This is a genomic window from Rhodococcus sp. 14-2496-1d, assembly GCF_002259365.1.
GTDB lineage: Bacteria > Actinomycetota > Actinomycetes > Mycobacteriales > Mycobacteriaceae > Rhodococcoides.
Window position 1 is genome coordinate 240,509 of sequence record NZ_NPFV01000018.1, and the last position, 21,436, is coordinate 261,944.

Annotated in this window: 21 protein-coding genes and 1 pseudogene; 13 read left to right on the forward strand and 9 right to left on the reverse strand. The window is 64.1% G+C overall.

The genetic code is table 11. The annotated features are described in order from the left end of the window. Positions 1-25 precede the first annotated feature (25 nt). Both CH296_RS14695 and CH296_RS14700 read right to left on the reverse strand, forming a co-directional pair. Complete coding sequence (locus tag CH296_RS14695) at positions 26-1,963, reverse strand: primary-amine oxidase (RefSeq protein ID WP_094659450.1); 1,938 nt, start codon at positions 1,961-1,963, stop codon at positions 26-28. Then, the gene (locus CH296_RS14700) at positions 1,960-3,399 is read right to left on the reverse strand and encodes a gamma-aminobutyraldehyde dehydrogenase (protein WP_094685090.1); all 1,440 of its coding nucleotides are present in this window, start codon (positions 3,397-3,399) and stop codon (positions 1,960-1,962) included. The genes CH296_RS14695 and CH296_RS14700 overlap by 4 nt, the downstream gene beginning before the upstream one ends. Before the next feature lie 159 nt (positions 3,400-3,558). On the opposite strand from CH296_RS14700, the gene CH296_RS14705 reads away from it, so the two are divergent. From CH296_RS14705 to CH296_RS14715, 3 genes and pseudogenes are all read left to right on the forward strand, one after another. Further along, positions 3,559-4,569 carry an MBL fold metallo-hydrolase gene (locus CH296_RS14705; RefSeq protein ID WP_256980459.1) on the forward strand — a complete coding sequence of 337 codons (1,011 nt, stop codon included), beginning with the start codon at positions 3,559-3,561 and terminating at the stop codon, positions 4,567-4,569. Between the two features lie 62 nt (positions 4,570-4,631). Continuing rightward, positions 4,632-5,447, forward strand: a complete 816-nt coding sequence (locus CH296_RS14710; RefSeq protein WP_094629759.1) for an NADPH-dependent oxidoreductase — start codon at positions 4,632-4,634, stop codon at positions 5,445-5,447. A gap of 4 nt (positions 5,448-5,451) precedes the next feature. Beyond that, positions 5,452-6,547, forward strand: a pseudogene (locus CH296_RS14715) (LLM class flavin-dependent oxidoreductase). Here CH296_RS14715 and CH296_RS14720 read toward each other — a convergent pair. Both CH296_RS14720 and ramB read right to left on the reverse strand, forming a co-directional pair. Further along, positions 6,534-7,307 carry an LLM class flavin-dependent oxidoreductase gene (locus CH296_RS14720; protein ID WP_094685091.1) on the reverse strand — a complete coding sequence of 258 codons (774 nt, stop codon included), beginning with the start codon at positions 7,305-7,307 and terminating at the stop codon, positions 6,534-6,536. The pseudogene CH296_RS14715 and the gene CH296_RS14720 overlap by 14 nt on opposite strands. A gap of 18 nt (positions 7,308-7,325) precedes the next feature. After that, positions 7,326-8,738, reverse strand: a complete 1,413-nt coding sequence (gene ramB, locus CH296_RS14725) for an acetate metabolism transcriptional regulator RamB (RefSeq protein ID WP_032393837.1) — start codon at positions 8,736-8,738, stop codon at positions 7,326-7,328. Between the two features lie 147 nt (positions 8,739-8,885). Here ramB and CH296_RS14730 point away from each other — a divergent pair, with 147 nt between their 5' ends. After that, positions 8,886-9,290, forward strand: a complete 405-nt coding sequence (locus CH296_RS14730) for a hypothetical protein (protein WP_094659446.1) — start codon at positions 8,886-8,888, stop codon at positions 9,288-9,290. A gap of 181 nt (positions 9,291-9,471) precedes the next feature. Here the strand turns inward: CH296_RS14730 and CH296_RS14735 are convergent, their stop codons facing one another. After that, a complete protein-coding gene (locus tag CH296_RS14735) occupies positions 9,472-10,380 on the reverse strand; it encodes a DUF559 domain-containing protein (RefSeq protein WP_094685092.1) in 909 nt (302 codons plus the stop codon). A 532-nt stretch (positions 10,381-10,912) separates the two neighbouring features. Between CH296_RS14735 and aceA the strand changes: the two genes are divergently transcribed. The 4 genes from aceA (at position 10,913) to CH296_RS14755 (ending at position 14,745) form a co-directional block, all read left to right on the forward strand. After that, on the forward strand, positions 10,913-12,202 hold the full coding sequence (gene aceA / locus CH296_RS14740; protein ID WP_027498404.1) for an isocitrate lyase: 1,290 nt from the start codon (positions 10,913-10,915) through the stop codon (positions 12,200-12,202). A 164-nt stretch (positions 12,203-12,366) separates the two neighbouring features. Further along, positions 12,367-13,242, forward strand: coding sequence for a 3-hydroxybutyryl-CoA dehydrogenase (locus tag CH296_RS14745; protein ID WP_032393839.1), 876 nt, complete (start codon positions 12,367-12,369; stop codon positions 13,240-13,242). 84 nt (positions 13,243-13,326) lie between these two features. Next, positions 13,327-13,608 (forward strand): hypothetical protein, encoded by a 282-nt coding sequence (locus CH296_RS14750; RefSeq protein ID WP_371828351.1) that lies wholly within the window; start codon positions 13,327-13,329, stop codon positions 13,606-13,608. 96 nt (positions 13,609-13,704) lie between these two features. Next, positions 13,705-14,745 (forward strand): NAD(P)-dependent alcohol dehydrogenase, encoded by a 1,041-nt coding sequence (locus tag CH296_RS14755; protein ID WP_032393841.1) that lies wholly within the window; start codon positions 13,705-13,707, stop codon positions 14,743-14,745. Positions 14,746-14,811: 66 nt separating this feature from the next. On the opposite strand, the gene CH296_RS14760 is transcribed toward CH296_RS14755, so the two are convergent. Further along, positions 14,812-15,669: a polyphosphate kinase 2 family protein gene (locus CH296_RS14760; RefSeq protein WP_094659444.1), complete on the reverse strand. Its 858-nt coding sequence runs from the start codon at positions 15,667-15,669 to the stop codon at positions 14,812-14,814. Positions 15,670-15,702: 33 nt separating this feature from the next. On the opposite strand from CH296_RS14760, the gene CH296_RS14765 reads away from it, so the two are divergent. Then, positions 15,703-16,164, forward strand: coding sequence for a PPOX class F420-dependent oxidoreductase (locus tag CH296_RS14765; protein WP_032394153.1), 462 nt, complete (start codon positions 15,703-15,705; stop codon positions 16,162-16,164). 26 nt (positions 16,165-16,190) lie between these two features. On the opposite strand, the gene CH296_RS14770 is transcribed toward CH296_RS14765, so the two are convergent. Both CH296_RS14770 and CH296_RS14775 read right to left on the reverse strand, forming a co-directional pair. After that, positions 16,191-17,174 (reverse strand): iron-siderophore ABC transporter substrate-binding protein, encoded by a 984-nt coding sequence (locus CH296_RS14770; RefSeq protein ID WP_094646842.1) that lies wholly within the window; start codon positions 17,172-17,174, stop codon positions 16,191-16,193. 16 nt (positions 17,175-17,190) lie between these two features. Beyond that, the gene (locus tag CH296_RS14775; protein ID WP_032393844.1) at positions 17,191-17,736 is read right to left on the reverse strand and encodes a type 1 glutamine amidotransferase domain-containing protein; all 546 of its coding nucleotides are present in this window, start codon (positions 17,734-17,736) and stop codon (positions 17,191-17,193) included. Positions 17,737-17,798: 62 nt separating this feature from the next. On the opposite strand from CH296_RS14775, the gene CH296_RS28955 reads away from it, so the two are divergent. After that, positions 17,799-17,975 carry a hypothetical protein gene (locus tag CH296_RS28955; RefSeq protein ID WP_155290782.1) on the forward strand — a complete coding sequence of 59 codons (177 nt, stop codon included), beginning with the start codon at positions 17,799-17,801 and terminating at the stop codon, positions 17,973-17,975. On the opposite strand, the gene CH296_RS14780 is transcribed toward CH296_RS28955, so the two are convergent. Further along, positions 17,972-18,709, reverse strand: coding sequence for a TetR/AcrR family transcriptional regulator (locus tag CH296_RS14780; protein ID WP_045200971.1), 738 nt, complete (start codon positions 18,707-18,709; stop codon positions 17,972-17,974). The two genes, CH296_RS28955 and CH296_RS14780, sit on opposite strands and share 4 nt — an antisense overlap. A gap of 74 nt (positions 18,710-18,783) precedes the next feature. Between CH296_RS14780 and CH296_RS14785 the strand changes: the two genes are divergently transcribed. The 3 genes from CH296_RS14785 (at position 18,784) to CH296_RS14795 (ending at position 21,379) form a co-directional block, all read left to right on the forward strand. Further along, positions 18,784-20,058, forward strand: a complete 1,275-nt coding sequence (locus CH296_RS14785) for a DUF445 domain-containing protein (RefSeq protein ID WP_032393845.1) — start codon at positions 18,784-18,786, stop codon at positions 20,056-20,058. Between the two features lie 72 nt (positions 20,059-20,130). Further along, a complete protein-coding gene (locus CH296_RS14790) occupies positions 20,131-20,598 on the forward strand; it encodes a helix-turn-helix domain-containing protein (protein ID WP_045198858.1) in 468 nt (155 codons plus the stop codon). Then, on the forward strand, positions 20,591-21,379 hold the full coding sequence (locus CH296_RS14795; RefSeq protein ID WP_045198860.1) for a heparin-binding hemagglutinin: 789 nt from the start codon (positions 20,591-20,593) through the stop codon (positions 21,377-21,379). Before CH296_RS14790 ends, CH296_RS14795 begins: the two co-directional genes overlap by 8 nt. Positions 21,380-21,436 lie beyond the last annotated feature (57 nt).

The following is a 21,436-nucleotide window of genomic DNA, read 5'->3' on the forward strand; positions in this document are numbered from 1 at the left end:
CGGACCTTCCCTGAGGTTGGGCGAGCTAATGGCAGGTGCTACCGGGATCGGTGTGGCACGACTTCGGTTCCGACGGTGTGACGTCGAGCGATGGATTTCGATCGAAGAACCCGAACGGCTTGAGCCAGAACGAGACCGTGTCCGCGGGCATCACCGGCCAGTCCTCCGGTCGCGTGATGTGGTGGATGCCGAAGGTGTACCAGACGACGACGTCGGTGTTCTCGATGCTGCGATCCTTCTCGGTCCACTCCGGTAGCCCGTGGTCGATGCCGCTCTGGTTCACGAACTCGCCGCTGGGCCAACGCTCGTCGGGTGAGTTGGGGGTGACCCAGACGGTGTGGCCGATCACCTGGGCTCGCTGGAAGATCGGCGATGCGGGATCGAACATCGACGGGATGGCCGCTCCCGGAACCAACTTGTAGGCGGGCCGGGTGCCGAGGCCGTTGGTGACGTTGTCATTGACGACTTTCCACGCCTTCTGGGTGTTCCAGTCGTAATCCTGCTTGCCTTCGGACTCGGTGGTCAGCGGAGTGTTGACCTGAGTCAGCGCGAGACCGTAAGGGTTGTCCGGTCCCATCGGAACACGTTGGGTTTCACTGGAATACACGGTGTTCTCGGTGCCGTCGATGTCCAGATCCAGCCGGGCGACCAGGAAGTGCTGGTGGTAGGGCGCATACGTGCGGTTGTCGACCAGCGTTCCGGACGGATGGGTGCCGCCCTCGTCGAAGTGGGTGACGACCATGATGCCCGTCGCGCGGACCTCGCACTCGATGTTGCCGTCCTGATAGAACCGCCAGTAGACGAGGTATTCGTAGTTGGCAACCGTTGCATGGAAGCTGACCGTGAGCCGACGCATCCGTCGCACCTCGGCTCCGGCGTCGTGATCGACGTGCTTCCACAGCACGGCGTTGTCTTCCTCGTGAATGCAGATCGCGTTGGTGATCGTGTACGGCTCACCCTTGCTGTTGTGCAGCACTGCATCGAGGTACCGGATCTCGCCGAGGCAATCGCAGCCGAGCTCGAGCGAGGTGGTCATGAAGCCCAGGCCCCATTCGCCGATGTCGAACGCGGTGCGTCGGTAGTGGTCCTCGGTGTGATCGCGATACGGAACGACCATCTCCGCGAACGACATTCGATTGGCAACGGACCGCACGTTCCCGTTGTCGTTGTAGCTGACGGCGTGCAGAGTCATGCCCTCGCGATAGTTGAACCCCACGCGAAGCGACCAGTTCTGCCACGTCAGCTTGTTGCCGTCGAGCTCGAACGACGGCCCGTCGGTCTGAGTGATCTCGAGGGGCTTCAGGGGTGGGCGGGTGCTCGCGTTCCTGATTCGCTCCGGGATGTGGCGGGGCACGTACTCACCCATGATCTCCGGTCGCTCGACGCGATACGTGTCCTCGATCTCGAGCAGTTCCATCGTGTTGACGTCGATGACGCAGTGGAAACCGCCGACCGGCCCGGCATAGGGATTGGCACCCTCCGAGGCCTTGACCCACGTGTCGGACCAGCCCAGGCGTCGACCCTTGTACTTCTCGGGCGTCACTGCCTCGCCGTAGGTCCAGGTGTCCATGAACACCAGATCCAGATCGGTGATACCCCGATCGGCAAGGGCGGCAATCACATCGGGGTGGGCACGCAGGGCCGCGTCGGCCTCCTCCCACTCGTCGACGGTGAAGTTGGGCTGTACATCCGGAATGTGCGTCCACGATTCGGTGGTGCGATCGTCGAGTGACACCACGGCCTTGAACGTCGTGTTCTCGTTGCGGTTCAACACCACCGAGACTGCTCGACGCGCAGGCACGGTACCGTCCGCGTCGAATGCGGCGATCTCGGACTTGGCCGGTTCGATCATCTCGATCGAGGCGTAGCGCCAGCCGTCGCCGACTCCGTGGTCGCGACCGAGAACCTCGGCCACGGTGGCGAATTCGTCGCTGGACAGGGGATCGAGGGGGTGAAAGGTCATCGAAGAGTCTCCGTCGAGCTCATGACGTGCTTGATGCGGGTGTAGTCCTCGACCCCGTAGGCCGAGAGATCCTTGCCGTAGCCGGAGTACTTGAATCCTCCGTGCGGCATTTCGGCCACCAACGGGATGTGGCAGTTGACCCATACGGCTCCGAAGTCCAGAGCTGCCGAGATGCGCAGTGTGCGTGCATGATCGGAAGTCCAGACGCTCGACGCGAGACCGAAGTCGACGTCGTTGGCCAGCGCAATCGCCTCCGCCTCGTCGCCGAATTTCTGCACCGTGAGCACCGGGCCGAAGGTCTCCTCCTGCACGATGGGATCGGACTGCTGCACGCCGGTGATGATGGTCGGCTCGAAGAAGAAGCCCGTATCGCCGATGCGCTTGCCACCGGTGACGATGATGGCGTGTTCGCCGATACCCGCGACCTTGGCGCTCACCTGACCGAAGTGGTTGACGTTGTTCAGTGGCCCGAGGAAGGTGTCGGGGTCGTCGGGCAGGCCGACTTTCAGCGTCTTCGCCTTGGCGACAAGGGCATCGACGAGTCCGTCGTGCGCCGACTCGTGGACCAGGACGCGGGTGACAGCGGTGCAGTCCTGGCCGGCGTTGAAGAACGCGGCCTCGGCGATACCGTCGGCGGCTTTGGCGATGTCGACGTCGTCGAACACGATTGCCGGTGCCTTGCCGCCGAGTTCGAGGTGCGCCCGCTTGAGTTGCTTGGCGGCGGCCACGGCAACAGCGATGCCGGCGCGAACGGATCCGGTGATCGAGACCAGGCCGGGAGTCTTGTGTTCCACGATCGCCGCACCGGTGCCGCCGTTCCCGAGCACGACGTTGAACACCCCGTCGGGCACGATGCCCTTCGAGAGCTTCGCGAGCACCAGCGTGCTCTCGGGGGTGGTGTCACTCGGCTTGAGCACGATGGTGTTTCCCGCGGCCAGTGCAGGACCGATCTTCCAGATCGCCATCATGAACGGGTAGTTCCACGGGGTCACCTGCCCGACGACGCCGATCGGTTCGCGGCGCACGTACGAGGTGAAGCCGTCCATGTACTCGCCCGCAGATTTGCCCTCGAGCATCCGTGCCGCGCCTGCGAAGAATCGGATCTGATCGGCACCGACAGTGACTTCCTCGGCCGCGATGGTGGCCTTGGGCTGACCGGTGTTGCGGCTCTGCGCCTCGACGATCTCGTCGCTGTGCGCCTCGATGGCGTCGGCGAGCTTCAACAGCACCTTCTGCCGTTCGCTCGGGGTCGTCTTGCCCCAGGTCTCGAATGCTCTGGCAGCGGCCGACATCGCGGCATCGACATCGGCGGCGTCGGAGATGGGGGAGTGGGCGACGATCGACTCGTCCACCGGATTCACCACATCGAGCATCTCGGTGCCCGACGGCGTCACGAACGCCCCGTCGATGTAGTTCTGCAGGACAGGCACCGTCATCACTGAACCCCTAGCGTCGACTGTTTCGGTTCTGCAAAGCCTGCACCTACGGACGAGACTTCGCCACCCGACAAGATGTCCAACTCCCCCGCATCGATCAGGACCGAATGTCGGTCCAACTCGAGCCCGCAGGAGCTGCTCACCGGCTAGCCTGTGGCGGTGGCAGACACAGAGGTGGGGTATCGACAGATCGCCGACGACACCTGGGCATTCATGCGGCCGCCCGGCAGCTGGGGGCAGACCAACACCGGACTGATCGTGGCACCGGGTTCGGCGTCGATGCTGATCGACACCGTGTGGGATGTGAACTGGGCGCAGCGAGTCGTCGCCGACACCGCCGAACTGGTCGCCGACGCACCGATCACCGAGGTACTCAACACCCACTCCGACGGCGATCACTGGTGGGGAAACGACACCGTCCCTGCCACCGCCCGCATCACCACCAGTACCGCGTCGCTGCACGCGATGAAAGAGGAAACACCGCCGAAAGGAGTGGACGCGTTCGCATCTGTCGGCGCGAAGATCGGTTGGGTGCCGGGGCCGGTCGGGGCAATGGGCTCCTACATGGACCGAGTCCGCGGCGACGCCACCTTCCCCACGAGTCTGCCGAGACTGCCCGACCACACCTTCGACACCACCGAGACCATCGACGTGGCGGGGCGGCCGGTCCACCTGCGGTACCTGGGCCCGGCACACACCGAAGGTGACCTCATCGCCCATCTCCCCGACGTCGGAGTCGTGTTCGCCGGCGACCTGCTCTTCATCGACGCCACCCCGGTGCTCTGGCACGGACCTCTGCAGAACTGGATCGACGCGCTCGACCACCTTCTCGATCTCGATGCCGACGTCTACGTTCCCGGCCACGGACCTCTGTGCGGCACCGACGAGATCCGGGCGCTCCACAACTATTGGACCTGGGTATCCGAGGCCGGACGCAGCTGCTTCGACGCCGGCCTCGGTCCAACCGAAGCCGCCCTCAACCTGCTGAAATCTCCTGAATTCGGGCAGTACTCACACTGGGACTCACCGGAACGACTCATCCTGAGCATGAGCACCCTGTACCGCCTGTGGCGAGGTGAGAAGCCCGCCCCACCCACACTCACGCGTCGAGCACGCGCGTTCGCGGACGCGGGACGCTACCTCCGGCAGCATCGGCTCCGAAAGCCCTAGCCTTCGAATCACGGCGAGCGCAACTGTGGCGCGTCGGCGTCGTTCGGAGGAGCGTGGGACACGTGACCTCCCTTTCGGCCTCGTGGGTTCAGCAGCGCTACCGCGATCCTGCTCTGACGGCATTGGCGTACACGAACGAGACGATCGACGTTCTGCTGTCGCATCACTCGGTGCGGACGTTCACAGACGATCCGATCGACACCGAGACGATCGAGACCATCGTCGCCGCAGCCCAATCCGCGCCGACGTCATCGAACCTGCAGGCCTGGAGCGTGATCGCGGTACGAGACCCGGCGCGCAAGAAGCGTCTGGCGGCGCTGGCCGGCAACCAGGCGTTCATCGCCGAGGCTGCGGTGTTCCTGGTGTTCGTGGCGGATCTCGGGCGGGCCCGACGGCTCGCCGCAGCGCACGACGCCGAACTCGGCGGTGCCGACTACTTCGACAGTACGATTCTCGGTGCCATCGATGCAGCGCTGGCCGCGCAGAACGCCGTCGTCGCTGCGGAGTCGCTGGGATGGGGGACGGTGTATGTCGGGGCGGTGCGCAACGCACCCGACGAGATTGCTGCCGAGCTGGCATTGGCCGAACAATCGGTTCCGGTGGTGGGCTTGGCGCTGGGCCGAGCGGGCGAGGATACGGCCGGGGTGAAGCCGCGATTGCCCATCTCCTCGGTGCTCCATCATGAAAACTACGACGCCGTGGTGGCCGACGCTGCGGTGCCTGTCTACGAGCAACGATTATCGGAATACTATGTGACACAGGGGCGTACGTCATCGTGGATCTCGTCGGTACTGTCGCGCCTGCGCAGCGGTGAGGCGATCGGTTCGCGTGTGACGCTCAGGCAATCGTTCGAGTCCCTCGGCTGGAAGTCCCGGTAGAACTATGCGCTTTCAGGTTCTCGACATCGTCTTCAACCCGCCGCACCCGGTCACCGGTGCAGTCGTGCACCGGTGACCGATTCGACCGGTTGATCGAACTCGCCGTTCTTGCAGAAGAACTGGGCATCGATTCGTTCTCTGTCGGAGAACGGCACGCGGGAGACGTGCTCTCGTCCGCTCCCACGGTGCTTCTCGGCGCGCTCGCGCAGGCGACACATCGCATTCTGTTGTCCACCGGCGTCACCGTCCTGTCGGTGTTGGACCCGATTCGCGTCGCCGAAGACCTCGGCACCGTCGATCAACTGAGTCGAGGCCGCCTCGAAGTCGTCATCGGCAAAGGCAACGAAGTACTGCAGTACCCACTGTTCGGACTCGACATCGCGCGCCAGTACGAGTACCTCACCGAGAACTACGAACTGCTCCGCAGGCTGATCCGTGAGGAGCACGTGGATTGGACCGGGCGCCACCGACATCCGTTGTCCGACGCCACCACACTGCCCAGGCCCTTCGACGGGCCGTTTCGAATCTGGCACGGTTCGGCCACGTCGATCGAGGCGGTCGATCTGGCGGCCGAGTGGGGAGACCCCATCGTGACAGCCAACGCACTGCAGCCGAGGGAGAACTACAAGGAACTCATCGACCGCTACCGCGAGCAGTATCGCAATCACGGTCATGACCCGGACAGGGCGTACGTGGGTTCTGGCTCCGGGGGGTTGTTCCTCGGTACGACGACCGAGGCTGCCGTTGCCGAGTATCGGCCGATCTACGAAGGCATCGTCGCGCAGCAGGACAAGCGCAAACACGATCCGGCGGCCAAGGGCAAGGTGACGAGCTTTCGGACCATCGACGACGCGGTAGCGCGGGGGCCCGCACTGGTGGGCTCGTCCGAACGCGTCGCGGCGAAGATACTCGACTACCACGACGCGTACGGCCATGATCTGCAATCGGTTTCGATCAACCACGTTCTGGACTTCGAGCGTCAGAAGGACACGTTACGACAGTTCGCCGAAGAAGTGATTCCATTGGTGCGGGCCGAGGTGACGACCACACTGTGGACGACCGAGGACAAAGATCGTGCCAGGGGATTCACTGCGAGTTGACCTGTGCCGTCATTGCCGCGGCGTGGGTGAACAACGTGGTCGGATCCGCTCGGTCCGCAGGGGGTTCGAGTACGACGGTGGTGGCACCGGCATCGATCCAGCGTTGCAGGTTGCTCAGCGCGGCATCGGAATCGGTCACGGCGGCGACGTAGACGACGATCTCGTGGTCCGGCCCACCATCGATGTGCTCGATGGCCGTTCGCACCTGATCCGGTGACGTCTCACTCGTGAGGATGGTTCCCACACCGGTGCGTCCGCTCAGGGCCAGAGTCTTCGGCCCCGTCGCACCGACGAGCAGCGGCGGCGGTTGCAGCGGAGGCCAGTTCAGCTGCACGTTGTCGAGTGAGACGTACCGACCCTGCACGGTGACGCTCTCGCCCGCCAACAGTGCGGTGAGCGCTGTCATCTGTTCGGTCAGCAACGTCAGAGGCGACTGCACTCGCGCCCCGATCTGCCCCATCCACGATTGAACTCCGTGTCCGAGCCCCACGCGGAGCCGCCCCGGATGGACACGGGCCACGGTAGCGATCTCCATGGCTGTGGCTGCCACGTTCCGCATCGGAGTCGGTAGCACCCCGATGCCGACGCTCACGTGTTCGGTGTTCGCGAGAACCAGTGCAGCAGCCGACAATCCACCGGAGTAGAAGCAGTCCTCCCACAACCACACCTCGTCGACGCCTGCGCGGTCGGCCGCACGAGCCGCGTCGACGAGATCCTCCGGCGCAAGTTCGGGTCGCAGTACAACGCCGATGCGTGTCATTGCAGTCTTCCTTTCTTCTCAGCGAACGAGATACGGCGACACCGAACTTCGGTGCTCGTCGATGTCGAGGTCCTTACCCAGTGGCGGGAACGCGCGTTGCGGGCAGTTGGAACGCTCGCACACCCGGCAGCCCGCTCCGATCGGTGTCGCCGCCGCCGAGCCCTGTACGTCCAGACCGTCGGCGTACACCAGCCGTCCGGCGTGGCGCAGTTCGCATCCGAGGCCGATGGCGAAGGTCTTGCCGGGCTGTCCGTATCGCGCGGCGCGTCGCTCCACGGTGCGTGCGATCCACAGGTAGCTGCGGCCGTCGGGCATCTCGGCGATCTGCGTCATGATCTTGCCCGGATAGGCGAAGGTCTCGTACACGTTCCACAGCGGGCACGTGCCACCACTGGACGAGAAGTGAAAGCCTGTGGCGGACTGGCGCTTCGACATGTTCCCGGCGCGATCGACGCGCACGAACGAGAACGGAACACCCCGCAACTCGGGCCTCTGCAAGGTGGACAGGCGATGGCAGATGGTCTCGTAGCTGACCGAGAAGAAGGCCGAGAGCCGCTCGATGTCGTACCGAAAATCCTCGGCGACGTCGTGGAACTGGTGGTACGGCAACACCGTCGCGGCCGCGAAGTAGTTCGCGAAACCGAGCACCGCCAACTTCTTCGACGACTCACTGGTGAAGTTGCCCTCGTCGGCCATCTTCTTCAGCAGATCCCCGCATTCGAGATAGGCGAGTTCGGCGGCGTACCTGAACACCTTCTGCCCGCCGGACAGATGCGGTGAGATCTCCAGCACTCGCGTCTGCGGATCGAACCGATGCAGCACGTTCTCGCCGAGGTCGATGCGATTGACGATCTGCACGTCGTGAACCGTCCGCAGCCGCTTGGCGATCTCGCCACCGACGTCGGCGCGATGGAACCGGATTCTCGAGGTCAGAGCCTCTGCCGCAGTGTCCAATTCGTGCAGATAGTTCTGTCGCTGATAGAAGTAGTCACGCACTTCCTCGTGCGGCTTGCTGATCGAACCACTGCCACTGCCGTCGGAGAACCGCTCCTCGGTAGCGGCCAACAGCTGAGCCGTCGTATTGCGGTATCGGCGGTGCATGTTGACCATCGCCCGTGCCAACTGCGGGTGAGAGCTGACCATCTGCGCGATCTCGTGGGCATCGGCATCGATCCCCATGTCCTGATCGAGCGCCACCTCGCGGAGTTCGGCAACCAGCCTGGTGTCGTCCTCGGAGGAGAAGAACGACGTGTCGACGCCGAACACCTCGGAGATCCGCAGCAACACCGGCACCGTCAGTGGACGCACGTCGTGCTCGATCTGGTTGAGATAACTGGCGGAGATCCCGAGCTTCTGCGCCAGTGACACCTGGCTCATGCTGCGTTCGCTGCGGAGCTGCCGAAGCCGCACGCCGACGAAGGTTTTCGACATATCGCCAGGCTACGCCTGCGAAGAATCGGGTTAACACCGTTCGCAATCGGCTGCTGGGTCACAATTCGACAGCCAACGGGAACATTAGCCGAAGTAAGGGCGTATACCGGTGTACGAGCTATTCACCACGCACCACGAGGAGCGGTCATGTCCAATCGTCAACGCACATCGGAAATCGTCAGGGACGTCGTCGTCTTCGTCACCGGAGCCGTGCTCGTCGCATCGACCGTCTGGCTTCCCGTCCAGGGAGACCAGGAAGTCACCGGTGCGATCCTCGTGCTCGGCATCCTTGCGGCGTCGTCTGCACTCTGGGCCATCGGATCCTCGTCGAGACAGAGTCATTGGACCCACGTCGGCCTCGGGTTGCTGCTTGCTGTCTCGCCCGCGCTGATGGTGTTCCCGTCCGGATTGCTCGCCGCCGACCTGTTCGCGATCGTCGGAGGACTCGTCATCGCCGCGATGGGCGGCCTCGGCGTGCTGGCCTCGCGTCGGACGCCGATCACGTCGCAGGTGATTGCACGCAGCGACGACCGAACCGGCGTTCGCATCTGATCTCGGCAACCGGTGCTCCACTCCCGGGGCCGCGTGCGAAAAATGTCGTACGCGGCCCCAGGGGTGGAGCATTTTCTGCTCTGTGGGTTCATCGCGGCGCCTGATGCAATGGGTGCTCCACTCGGCGCGGTGGATCCGGTAAATCCCTCGTGCGGACCGGCGAGTGGAGCATTGTGTGCTCTCATCGCCGCGATTCCCGACGCCGCCTGACAACCGACGCGATTTCGGCAGCCACCACATCCGGCGCGGCAAGCACATCGAACGCCGAGTAGCGCAGCACCAACCAGCCACCCAGTACCAGGGCGTTCTGTCTACGTCGATCCTTGCTGAACACCTCTGCTGCACTGTGGAATTCGCGTCCGTCCACCTCGATGATCGTTCGGCTGCGACGGTCGACGAGGTCGCAGACGAACGAGCCGACTGTCGCATTCATCTCCAGATACAGGCCGATCCGATGCAATGCCCGGCCGAGGGCCCGCTCCGGTTCCGAGGCGAACCTCGTCACTGCCAACCGGACCTGACGGGCCAACTCTGCGTTGCCGCGTCGACCCGGGAATCGCTCGAGTAGGCAGATGAGCGACGCAGGGTCGAGTCCGAACTTCAGACGCTCGTCGATCAGCAACTCGGCCTCTTCGCGAGGGAGTACCGCCAGGCAATCGAGCATCGTCTGCGCAGGAGTGGTGCAAGGCAGTGACTCGACCTCGTCGACGAGCCGGGAATCGAGTGCGCGACGGTGCAGTCGGAGCCATGGCGGTGGTCGCAACCGGGCCGAGCGGGGGACGGTTGCATCGAGAGTGGACGGCTCGGTCGTCCAGCCGCGTAGGTATGCGGCCGAACGGTGACTGAGTACGGCATCGGGTCGCCACAGGGCGATGGCCCGACACCGATCCATCGTCGACGGCTCCCCGCGCATATGGACCGTCGGCAGAACGCGGGTGAAGCGTCGCGAGACGGTGCTGGGATGGAGTCCGGAGGAGACGAGCTGTCGGAATGTGGCGGGGCCGGGAGTGGAGCCTGCGGAATGACCGGGTTGGGCGGGAGTGGAGCCTGCGGAATGACCGGGTTGGGCGGGAGTGGAGTCGGCTGTCATGGGTGCAGCGTCTGCGATGGCGTGGGTGGTCTTCGATGCTCGACCTGGGGAAATCGAAAGTCCTGTGGACAGGTGCCAGCCTGTGGATGAGTGCAACTTCTGCTCCACTCGGTGGCGTCGGTCGGGGGATCCCCGCAAAAGTGGTGTCGAGGGAAGCAACCCGTGCCATGCTCACATCGTGGGATGAGGTAGCTGTGATGTCGATCACAGAGTGCTCGGTTTCTGACTCGATTCAGACGCCCTCGTCAAACCGTACAAGCGTCCGGTAAAGAATTTTGTTCATTCCGTTCATCAACTGGGGATTCATCGCTACCGGCGAGTAACCACGCTGTCCGATCGGAGAGGTTTGTGTCGACCAAAAATTTGCAACATTAGCAACGACGCCAGTAAAGCTAGCCAAGATTGGCACTAACAACTGGTAGACGCATGTTTTCGGGTGTGCCATTGTTCTGGAGTACACCAGAAGGGCCTGGCAACGATGTGAAGATTCGTCTCGAGGCAGGCCGAGAAGCAGAAGAGACTGGAGCTGAAGATGTCGACCACCGGCACCCCGAAGACCACCGCCGAGATCCAGCAGGATTGGGACACCAACCCCCGCTGGAAGGGCGTCACCCGTAACTTCACCGCACAGCAGGTCTCCGACCTCCAGGGCACCGTCGTCGAAGAAGCGACCCTCGCTCGCCGCGGCAGCGAGATCCTGTGGGACCTCGTCAACAACGAGGACTACATCAACTCGCTCGGTGCCCTCACCGGCAACCAGGCCGTGCAGCAGATTCGCGCCGGCCTCCAGGCGATCTACCTCTCCGGCTGGCAGGTCGCAGGCGACGCCAACCTCTCGGGTCACACCTACCCGGACCAGAGCCTCTACCCGGCCAACTCGGTGCCGTCCGTCGTCCGTCGCATCAACAACGCACTCCTGCGCGCCGACGAGATCGCCAAGATCGAGGGCGATACCTCCGTCAAGAACTGGGTCGCACCGATCGTCGCCGACGCCGAAGCCGGCTTCGGTGGCGCACTGAACGCCTACGAGCTGCAGAAGGCCATGATCGTGGCCGGCGCCGCAGGCGTGCACTGGGAGGACCAGCTCGCATCGGAGAAGAAGTGCGGCCACCTCGGCGGCAAGGTGCTCATCCCCACCCAGCAGCACATCCGCACCCTGACCTCGGCACGCCTCGCGTCCGACGTCGCCGACGTCCCGTCGGTCATCATCGCCCGCACCGACGCCGAGGCAGCCACGCTGATCACCTCCGACGTCGACGAGCGTGACCGTGAATTCCTCGACGGAACCCGCACCGCAGAAGGATTCTTCGGCGTCAAGAACGGCATCGAGCCCTGCATCGCCCGTGCGAAGGCCTACGCCCCGTACGCCGACCTCATCTGGATGGAGACCGGCGTGCCGGATCTCGAGGTCGCCAAGAAGTTCTCCGAGTCGGTTCGCAGCGAGTTCCCGGACCAGCTGCTCGCCTACAACTGCTCGCCTTCGTTCAACTGGAAGGCGCACCTGGACGACGCGACCATCGCGAAGTTCCAGAAGGAACTCGGTGCCATGGGCTTCAAGTTCCAGTTCATCACCCTCGCAGGCTTCCACTCGCTCAACTACGGCATGTTCGACCTGGCACACGGCTACGCCCGCGAAGGCATGACCGCGTTCGTCGACCTGCAGGAGCGCGAGTTCAAGGCTGCCGAAGAGCGCGGCTTCACCGCCATCAAGCACCAGCGTGAGGTCGGTGCAGGCTACTTCGACCGCATCGCCACCACCGTCGACCCCAACACCTCGACGGCAGCACTGAAGGGCTCCACCGAAGAAGGCCAGTTCCACTAAGCAGTTCCGCCTCTCCGGATTTTCAGCGCACTAGTCAGGCGGTCCGCAACATTCGTTGCGGGCCGCCTGTTCTGTACGACGAAGGTTTTGGGCGTACCCGGTAAGAGTTACCCGCATCTCACTTCAACCTGTTGTGCCGCAACATCAATGACTAGGAGCCTCCTGTGACGGTCGAGAGGGTGGGGATCGTCGGAGCGGGGCAGATGGGTGCAGGAATCGCGGAGGTCTGCGCCCGTGCGCACGTCGACGTGTTGGTCCACGAACAGACCCGCGAACTGGCGACGGCCGGTCGCAGCCGCATCCTGCAATCGCTGGACCGCGGCGTCAGCAGCGGCAAGATCACCGAACGTGAGCGTGAGCAAGCGGCATGCAGGCTGCGATTCACCGCCGACCTCGCCGACTTCGGCGACCGCCAACTGGTCGTCGAAGCAGTGCTCGAAGACGAGAAGATCAAGACCGACATCTTCGCCGAACTCGACTCGGTGGTGACCGACCCAAATGCCGTCATCGCCTCCAACACCTCCTCCATTCCCATCGTGAGCCTGGGAGCCGCCACGACGGCACCCGGCCGAGTCGTGGGTCTGCACTTCTTCAACCCGGTCCCGGTACTGCCACTCGTCGAGCTCGTCACCACCGACCTGACGTCACCGGCAGTGGCAGACCGGGCCGAGCGCTTCGCGGGCGATGTTCTCGGCAAACAGGTCGTGCGCTCGGCAGATCGATCGGGCTTCGTCGTCAACGCGTTGCTCGTGCCGTATCTGCTCTCCGCGATTCGCATGGTCGAATCCGGGTTCGCCACCAAGGAAGACGTCGACAAGGCGACGGTGCTGGGTCTGGCGCACCCCATGGGGCCGCTCGCACTCGCCGATCTGATCGGCCTCGACACGGTCAAAGCCATTGCAGATTCGATGTACTCGGAGTTCGAGGAACCCCTCTTCCTAGCACCGCCGCTGCTGCTGCGAATGGTCGAATCCGGGCACATGGGCAAGAAGGCCGGAGCCGGTTTCTACCGCTACGAGAACGGCCGAATCGCAAAGTAGACACCGCCGCGGGCGGGTTGCCCCGCGACGGTCACCGGACCGCTATTGTCGGTCTGCGAATGCAGTCACTTCGATCACAGGAGCATGTCAGTGAGCAAGTCCACGAAGTCGAACAGTGTGGTTCCCAAGGCATTCGGGATCGGGTTGGCGGCCACCGGCGCCGCCCACTTCGTGGTGCCCGAGGCGTTCGAGGGAATCACCAAGCTTCCGTTCCCCAAGGACACTCGGACCTGGATCAGTCGCAACGGAGCCACCGAACTGGCGGTCGGTGCCGCGATCGCATACCCCAAGACTCGCAAGATCGGACTGATCGGTCTGGGCGCATACGTTCTGTGGCTCGGCGGCAACATCGCCAAGAACAGCTGACGTTACTGTTGCGAACGACTCGTTTAGAGTAGGAATAGCCTGGTCGAGGCGGTAGCTGCCTTGCGCTTGCACCGATGCGTAGGTAGCAATGTACTTATGACTTCAGCTACCGCTTACCAGGCCACCGCTCCTGACGCCCCGCTCGAGAAGGCGACGATCGAGCGACGCGCTGTCGGACCGCACGACATCCTCATCGACGTCAAGTTCGCCGGCATCTGTCACTCCGATATCCACACCGCCCGTAACGAGTGGGGTGGCACCACGTACCCCGTCGTTCCCGGGCACGAGATCGCAGGCATCGTGGCCGAGGTCGGCTCCGAGGTGACCAGCCGCAAGGTGGGCGACCGCGTCGGCGTCGGCTGCTTCGTGGACTCCTGTGGCGAGTGCGAGGCGTGCAAGGACGGCGACGAGCAGTACTGCACCAAGGGCGTCGTCCAGACGTACAACTCGAAGACCTACGAGGGCGAGTTCACCCACGGCGGCTATTCCACCCAGATCGTCGTGACGGAGAAGTTCGTTCTCGGAATCCCGGAGGGCGTCGAGCTCGACGTCGCCGCACCTCTGCTGTGCGCAGGCATCACCCTGTACTCGCCGCTCAAGCACTGGGGCGCAGGACCGGGCAAGAAGGTCGCCATCATCGGCATGGGCGGCCTCGGCCACATCGGCGTCAAGATCGCGCACGCACTCGGAGCACACGTCACCGTGCTGAGCCAGACCGACGCCAAGGAAGCCGACGGCAAGGCCTACGGTGCCGACGAGTACTACGCCACCAAGGACACCACCGCCCTCAAGGATCTGCAGGGCAAGTTCGACCTGATCCTCAACACGGTCTCCGCGAACCTGCCGATGGGCAAGTACCTCGGACTGCTCGCCCGCAACGGCACCCTCGTCGAGCTCGGTGTTCCCGAGAAGCCCCTCGAGGTGCCCGCGTTCAACCTGCTGGCCAACCGTCGCTCCTTCGCCGGTTCGATGGTCGGTGGCATCGCCGAGACCCAGGAAATGCTCGACTTCTGCGCCGAGCACCACATCGGTGCCGAGATCGAGGTCATCCCGGCCGAGAAGATCAACGAGGCATACGACCGCGTCGTCAAGTCCGACGTGCGCTACCGCTTCGTGATCGACGCAGCCACGCTGTAAATCTTCACCCAGCTGTACCCAGCATGAGAGAAGGGCCCGCGACGCAGTGTCGCGGGCCCTTCTCGTTCAGCTCTCGGCGAGACGCTTCTTCTCGTGTTCGACGTCGAAATCGGCTGCGGGCCAATCGAGATCGAGTTTCTCCAACGTGTCGATCAGGATCTCCGTGACAGCCAGGCGGCTGTACCACTTCCGATCGGCCGGGACGACGTACCACGGTGCATGATCGACGTCGGTCCGATCCAGCACCCGCTGATACGCCGCCCGGTACTGCGGTAGGAAGCCACGCTCGGTGACGTCGCCCGGGTTGTACTTCCAATGCTTGTCGGGCCGATCGAGCCGCTCCTGCAACCGCTTCTTCTGCTCGTCTGCCGAGACGAACAACGCGACCTTCACCACGACGGTTCCCTGTTCGGTCAACTCCTTTTCGAAGGCGTTGATCTCGTCGAATCGCTTCTCCCACACCTGCCGTGGCACCAAGTCGTGGACCGCGACGACGAGGACGTCCTCGTAGTGGGAGCGATCGAACACCCCGATGCGGCCGGCCCGCGGAAGTGCTTTGCGGATTCGCCACAGGTAGTGGTGTTGTTTCTCTTCCTGAGTCGGCACCCCGAACGACGCCAGGTCCACGCCCTGCGGATCGACCATGCCGATGACGTGCTTGACCATTCCGCCCTTGCCTGCGGTGTCCATGCCCTGGAGTACCAGCAGAACCGACCTGGTTCCACCCGCGCGCCCATGGGCGTAGAGCTTCTCCTGCAGCGCGGCCAGCACTGCACCCCGCTGTTCGAGGACGTCGTTGCCGTGGGCTTTCTTGCCGTCGAATCCCGGAGTTGCGGTGAAATCGATGTCCTCCACACGTGGAGACGCGCCGGCACGCAGCACCTCGACGGGAGAGAGCGTCCACAATTTCGAGTTGTCGGCCATGACCGATGACACTACTTCTCTACCATGGGGATCATGGCCCCTACCATCGCAAAAGCCGAGACCGTGTCGCGTGAGGAATTGCTCGAATTCGTCTCTCCGCGGCACCACCACACCCTGATCACCCGCAAGCGCGACGACGGCCTGCAGGTCTCCCCGGTTTCGGCCGGGGTCGACTCGGAAGGCCGCATCGTCATCGCCACGTACCCCGAGCGCGCGAAGGTGCACAACATTCGCCGCAACTCCGCCGTCACGGTGTTGGTGCACAGTGACGATTGGAACGGCGACTACGTCCAGGTCGACGGTACCGCCGAAATCATCGATCTTCCCGACGCGGTCGAGCCTCTGGTGGAGTACTTCCGCAGCATCGCCGGCGAGCACTCGGACTGGGACGAGTACCGCGCGGCGATGGTGAAGCAGGGAAAGTCGTTGATACGCATTGTGATCGACACCTGGGGACCGATCGCCGCGGGTGGCTTCCCTCCAGGGAGAGTGTGACAAGCCCCCCCCGGGGAGGGTGTGATCTAGCCCTTCAGTGGTGCCGCGAAGAGCGGCACTGCGTTCTCCAGTGCGTATCGGGTGCCTGCGACCGAGGCTGCCGAGAATGCGTTGGAGAGGTTCTGATCTCCGAGCACCACGAGGCGTCCGTCGCGTGCCGACGGCAGGCCCTGGATCGACGGGTTGTCGGTGATCACCTCGGGTCCGGTGCCGATGGGGAACATGACGGTGAGGTCGGCATCGAGCGCGGAGATGTTCTCCTCGGACAGTTCGATGCTGAATGCTCCCGGCTGCGCGAGGTTCTGGACGGCCGGGGTGTTCTCCATGCCCAACGACTCGAGGAAGTCGACGCGGGTGTCGCCGCGGACGTAGGCACCGACCTGTCCGCTGTAGAGCGTACCGACGGCGACGGTCTTGCCGGCGAATTCGGGGTTGGCGGCGATGGTGTCGTCGACCAGTGCCTGGGTGTCGTCGACGAGCTTCTTGCCCTCGTCGACCTTTCCGAGCGCTTGGGCAACGATCTCGGTCTGGCCGTCCCACGTGGTGCCGTAGGCGACGTCGGTTCCCGGCGGCGCGGCGACAGTCGGGGCGATCTCGGACAGGTCGTCGTAGACGGCTTTGTCGTTGGTGCTGCGAGTCCACAGGATCAGATCCGGTGCCAGCGCCGCGATCGACTCCATGTCGACGTCGAAGGTGCCGACGATCGTGGGGTCGGTGTCGTAGGTTTCGTCGACCCACGGGCCGAGGCCGTTTCCGCCGACTCCGAGCCAGTCACTCGCTCCGACGGGTTGGACGCCGAGCGCCAGTGCGGTCTCGGCGTCCGACCAGCCGAGTGCAACCACTCGCTGCGGATTCGCCGGGACCTCGACGTCGCCGAACATGTCGGTGACGACGACACCACCGGCCTCCGAGGGGTCGGTGGTGTCGCCGTTGTCGGAGCTGCATGCGGTCAGAGTGAGGGCGAGGGCGAGGGCTGCCGCAGGCAGAGCCAACGAACGAGAAATGTGCATAGGGCACGCTAACCTATCAAGCGCTGAAATGCTCCACGATCTTCGCGCAGAAGGCCGGCAGGTCGTCCGGATTGCGGCTCGACACCAGGTTGCCGTCGACGACCACTTCCTCGTCGACGACGGTTCCTCCCGCGTTGCGAATGTCGGTTCGGATACTCGGGTAGGACGTCAACGTCCGGCCCTTCACGACGTCCGCCTCGACGAGAGTCCAGGCACCGTGGCAGATGACGCCGACCGGTTTGCGGGCTTGTACGAATGCGCGCACGAACGCCACCGCGTCCGCGTCGACGCGAAGTTGGTCGGGGTTGGTGGTGCCGCCGGGCAGGATCAGCGCATCGAAGTCGTCCGCGGAGACATCGGCGACGACGCGGTCGACCGTGAAGGTGTCGGCGGCATTGACGTCGCTCTCCATCGCTTGGATGTCACCATGGTCGAGTGCCACCAATGTGACTGTGGCTCCGGCATTTTCGACGGCTTCACGAGGCTGAACCAGTTCGACCTGCTCGACGCCGTCTGTAGCGAGAATGGCGATGCGGCGTCCGGTCAATGTATCGGTAGTCATACCTGTTCGAATGTCCGACCGGACCGGATCTCAAACTGACGAGTGATGGTACGAATGGAGACATGAGCGAATCACCCATCGAAACGCCCACCGAGGATCGGGTCGAGCAGAGTCTGCCGATCGTCGACGAGTCCGGCGAGCCGAGTACGAGTGATCTGCCCGTCGAGGCCGACGTCCGGGACGTGCTGGATCAACGAGCCGAGGTCCCGCTCGACGACGACGGGTACGACGAGCGCTAGGGCGTGCCTGGTTCGACGACGAGAGGGTGCGGCTGCGACTTGAATTTCGCGGGGGAGCCGTCGGCCATGGCGACTCCGTGGATGCCGCCCCACATCATCATGCAGAGATAGTCGATCAGATCGTCCGCGGACATGGACTTGTTGGAGATCCACCAGTGCGTGGCCAACTGAACCGCGCCGACGATCGCGAAGGCCCACGGAACCGAACCGCCCGAGTCCATCTCGCGTTGCCGTAGGCGCTCACCCAACACGGTGGAGAGCAACTCGGCGATCATGCGCTCGGACTCGGCGACGACGTCGCGATTGTTGCCGGCGTTGTTCGCCATGACGTACAGGTACACCTCGGGATCGGTGGCCACCGTCTCGACATAGGCGGTCACGACGACGCGGGTGAGTTCGTACTCGTCGAGCTCGTGTGAGATGGCCGCGTAGATGCGAGGTGCGAGGGTCGTCTCGACGTACCGCGACATGGTCGCGCTCGTCAGGTCGTTCTTGTCGGTGAAATAGCGGTAGAGCACCGTCTTGGAGATACCGATCTCCGACGCGATCTCGTCCATTCCGATCTCGCGGCCTCGCAACCGGATCGCAGCCAGCGTGCCGTCGACCAACTCCTCGCGTCGCGCGATCTTGTGCTCACGCCACCGACGTTTGCGGCCGTCCGGCTTCTCGGCCTTGGGCTTGTCCTCGCTCGGCTCGGACTCGTCCAGCTTTGCCTCCGTCGTATTTCTTGCCACGACCACCACCCTATGCGCCTGCTCGGACACCGTCGCAGGGTGCGTCCGGTTGGTCCGAGGTATTTTTGGGCACAATGTCGGTTGTGCAGCTGATGAACTTCGACGACGACACCAAACGCCGCGACCTCCGCAAGATGAAGACGGTCGCGACGGGCTTTCTCGTCTTCGCATCGATCGTCTACATCTTCTGCCGCTGGCAGGAGTCGACAGGTGCAGGTGCCTGGGTGGGCTACGTGCGCGCGGCATCGGAAGCGGGAATGGTGGGCGCACTCGCGGACTGGTTCGCGGTGACGGCCCTGTTCAAGCACCCGCTCGGCATCCCGATTCCGCACACGGCCTTGATCAAGAAGAAGAAGGACCAGCTGGGTGCGAGCCTGAGTTCGTTCGTCGGCAGCAACTTCCTCGCGCCCGAGGTCGTGTCCGAGAAGGTCGCGTCCGCGCAGGTTCCCCTGCGGTTGGGTACCTGGCTCGCTCAGCCGGACAACGCCGAACGGGTCGCGGCCGAGGCGGCGACCGTGTTGCACGGCGTTGTCGACGTCCTCAACGACGAGGACATCACCGCCGTCATCGACAGCACCATCGTGCGTCGACTCGCCGACCCGCAGTGGGGACCGCCGATCGGCCGGATTCTCGACGAACTGCTCCGCGAGAATCGCCAGCTGCCGTTGATCGACATGCTCGCCGAGCGCGCTCACCAGTGGGCGCTCGGCAGCCAGGAGATGATCGATCGCGTCGTCGCGCGGGACTCCCCGAACTGGTCGCCGAAGTTCGTCGACACCCTGTTGGGCGAGAAGGTCTACAAGGAGCTCGTCGAGTTCACCTGGAAGATTCGCTCCAACCCCGAACACGACGTACGCCTGGCCGCCAACAAGTTCCTCGTCGATTACGCCAACGACCTGCAGCACGACCCGGTCACCATCGAGAAGGCCGAGAAGCTCAAGGCGCAGATCATGGGGCGCGAGGAGATCACCGGCCTCGCCGCGGCGACGTGGAAGGTGGCCAAGCGGCTGATCACCGAGTCGGTGGACGATCCGACGAGCACGCTGCGCACCAAGATCAAGGAGAACACCGCCAACCTCGGGGTGCGCTTGCGCGACGACGAGGAATTGCGCGGCAAGGTCGACGGCTGGCTCCTCGGTGGGGCGAGTTACATCGCCGCGAACTACGCGGACGAGATCACCACGATCATCGGGGACACCGTCGCGCGGTGGGATGCCGAGGAGGCGAGCAAGAAGATCGAACTGCAGGTCGGACGCGATCTCCAGTTCATTCGCATCAACGGAACCGTCGTCGGTTCCATCGCCGGTCTCGCCATCTACACGATCTCGGATCTGATCTTCGGGCACTAGTGCTAGCAGAGTGCTTGCAATAGTTAGCACCCTTCGGTACCGTCCAGTAGGACACCGAAACAGGAGGCCGATATGGCCGAGAACGAGGGGGATCTGGTCGCCAAAGCGACCGAGGCGACGCAGGTCGTCGCCGAGGCGGGGGATCTGGTCGCTGCAGTGGTCACCACTGCGGCCCAGGACATCGGCAGCTACATCCGGTCCCAACGGGAAGCCGCGCAGGTATCCATGCGGCAACTCGCCAGCCGGGCCGGAGTGAGCAACCCCTACCTGAGCCAGATCGAACGCGGACTGCGCAACCCGTCCGCAGAAGTGCTAGCGCAGATAGCCAAGGGTCTGCGCGTCTCCTCCGAGGTGCTGTACGTCCGGGCCGGGATCTTGGAAGCGCGTCCCCACGGTCCGGTGCGCGAAGCTCTGCTCGGCGATGAGCACATCACCGAACGGCAGAAGCAAGTGCTGATCGAGATCTACGACTCGTTCTGTCGTGAGAACGAGTCGACGCAGGAGCCCGAACCCGACGAACAGGAGACACCCGATGTCTGATTCCAAGAACTTCGAGAACGTCAAGACCCCGATCTTCGCAGCCGTCGGTGCAGGCGACGCCGTCGTCCAGGCCGTGGCCGACGTCGTCGCTCAGGTGCGCTCGCGCGCCGAGAGCCGCACCAGCGAGGTCAACGCCCGCATCGCCGACATCTCCGAAGATGTCACCGAGGGCGTCGAGAGCCTGCGCGAGCGGCTGGCGAACCTGCCCGCAGAGCTCCCCGACGAGATCGCCGAGCTGCGCGAGCGCTTCACTCCCGAAGAGCTGCGCAAGGTTGCCGAGGCATACCTGAAGGTGGCATCCGACCTCTACACCTCGCTCGCCGAGCGCGGCGAAGAGACCGTCGAGCGCATCCGCCGCACGCCCGCCGTCGAAGAACGCCTCGAACGCGCCAATGCCGCCGCCAACGACGTCGTCGACCTCACCGAGCAGGCCCTCGGAACCGTCGCCTCGCAGACCCGCGCAGTGGGTGAGCGTGCCGCTGCACTGGCCGGTCTCGCATCGGACAAGGTTCGTGAGGGTGCCGAGGAGATCTCCGACGCCGCCGACGAGCTCGCCGAGAACATCGACGAAGCAGGCGACGAGGCCAAGGACAAGGCCATCAAGGCGTCCGACAAGGTGAGCGGCGCGGCGGGCACGGTCGAGGCCAAGACCCGCAGCAACGCCAACTCGCCGATCAAGAAGACTCCGGCACCGGCCAAGAAGACCGCACCGGCACCGGCGGCCAAGAAGTCCACCCCGGCTCCGGCCAAGAAGGCTCCGGCGAAGAAGACCACTCGCTAAAGCACTCGTAAAGAAAACGACCCCTGCGCCGAGCGGCGCGGGGGTCGTTTCTCGTAC

Coding starts and splice junctions, on each gene's coding strand:
- aceA (WP_027498404.1), top strand. CDS start 10,913: ATGTCGACCACCGGCACCCCGAAGACCACCGCCGAGATCCAGCAGGAT.
- CH296_RS14735 (WP_094685092.1), bottom strand. CDS start 10,380: ATGACAGCCGACTCCACTCCCGCCCAACCCGGTCATTCCGCAGGCTCC.
- CH296_RS14755 (WP_032393841.1), top strand. CDS start 13,705: ATGACTTCAGCTACCGCTTACCAGGCCACCGCTCCTGACGCCCCGCTC.
- CH296_RS14795 (WP_045198860.1), top strand. CDS start 20,591: ATGTCTGATTCCAAGAACTTCGAGAACGTCAAGACCCCGATCTTCGCA.
- CH296_RS14785 (WP_032393845.1), top strand. CDS start 18,784: ATGTCGGTTGTGCAGCTGATGAACTTCGACGACGACACCAAACGCCGC.
- CH296_RS14730 (WP_094659446.1), top strand. CDS start 8,886: ATGTCCAATCGTCAACGCACATCGGAAATCGTCAGGGACGTCGTCGTC.
- CH296_RS14700 (WP_094685090.1), bottom strand. CDS start 3,399: ATGACGGTGCCTGTCCTGCAGAACTACATCGACGGGGCGTTCGTGACG.
- CH296_RS14750 (WP_371828351.1), top strand. CDS start 13,327: ATGTCAGTGAGCAAGTCCACGAAGTCGAACAGTGTGGTTCCCAAGGCA.
- CH296_RS14790 (WP_045198858.1), top strand. CDS start 20,131: ATGGCCGAGAACGAGGGGGATCTGGTCGCCAAAGCGACCGAGGCGACG.
- ramB (WP_032393837.1), bottom strand. CDS start 8,738: ATGTCGAAAACCTTCGTCGGCGTGCGGCTTCGGCAGCTCCGCAGCGAA.
- CH296_RS14775 (WP_032393844.1), bottom strand. CDS start 17,736: ATGACTACCGATACATTGACCGGACGCCGCATCGCCATTCTCGCTACA.
- CH296_RS14770 (WP_094646842.1), bottom strand. CDS start 17,174: ATGCACATTTCTCGTTCGTTGGCTCTGCCTGCGGCAGCCCTCGCCCTC.
- CH296_RS28955 (WP_155290782.1), top strand. CDS start 17,799: ATGAGCGAATCACCCATCGAAACGCCCACCGAGGATCGGGTCGAGCAG.
- CH296_RS14720 (WP_094685091.1), bottom strand. CDS start 7,307: ATGACACGCATCGGCGTTGTACTGCGACCCGAACTTGCGCCGGAGGAT.
- CH296_RS14760 (WP_094659444.1), bottom strand. CDS start 15,669: ATGGCCGACAACTCGAAATTGTGGACGCTCTCTCCCGTCGAGGTGCTG.
- CH296_RS14765 (WP_032394153.1), top strand. CDS start 15,703: ATGGCCCCTACCATCGCAAAAGCCGAGACCGTGTCGCGTGAGGAATTG.
- CH296_RS14695 (WP_094659450.1), bottom strand. CDS start 1,963: ATGACCTTTCACCCCCTCGATCCCCTGTCCAGCGACGAATTCGCCACC.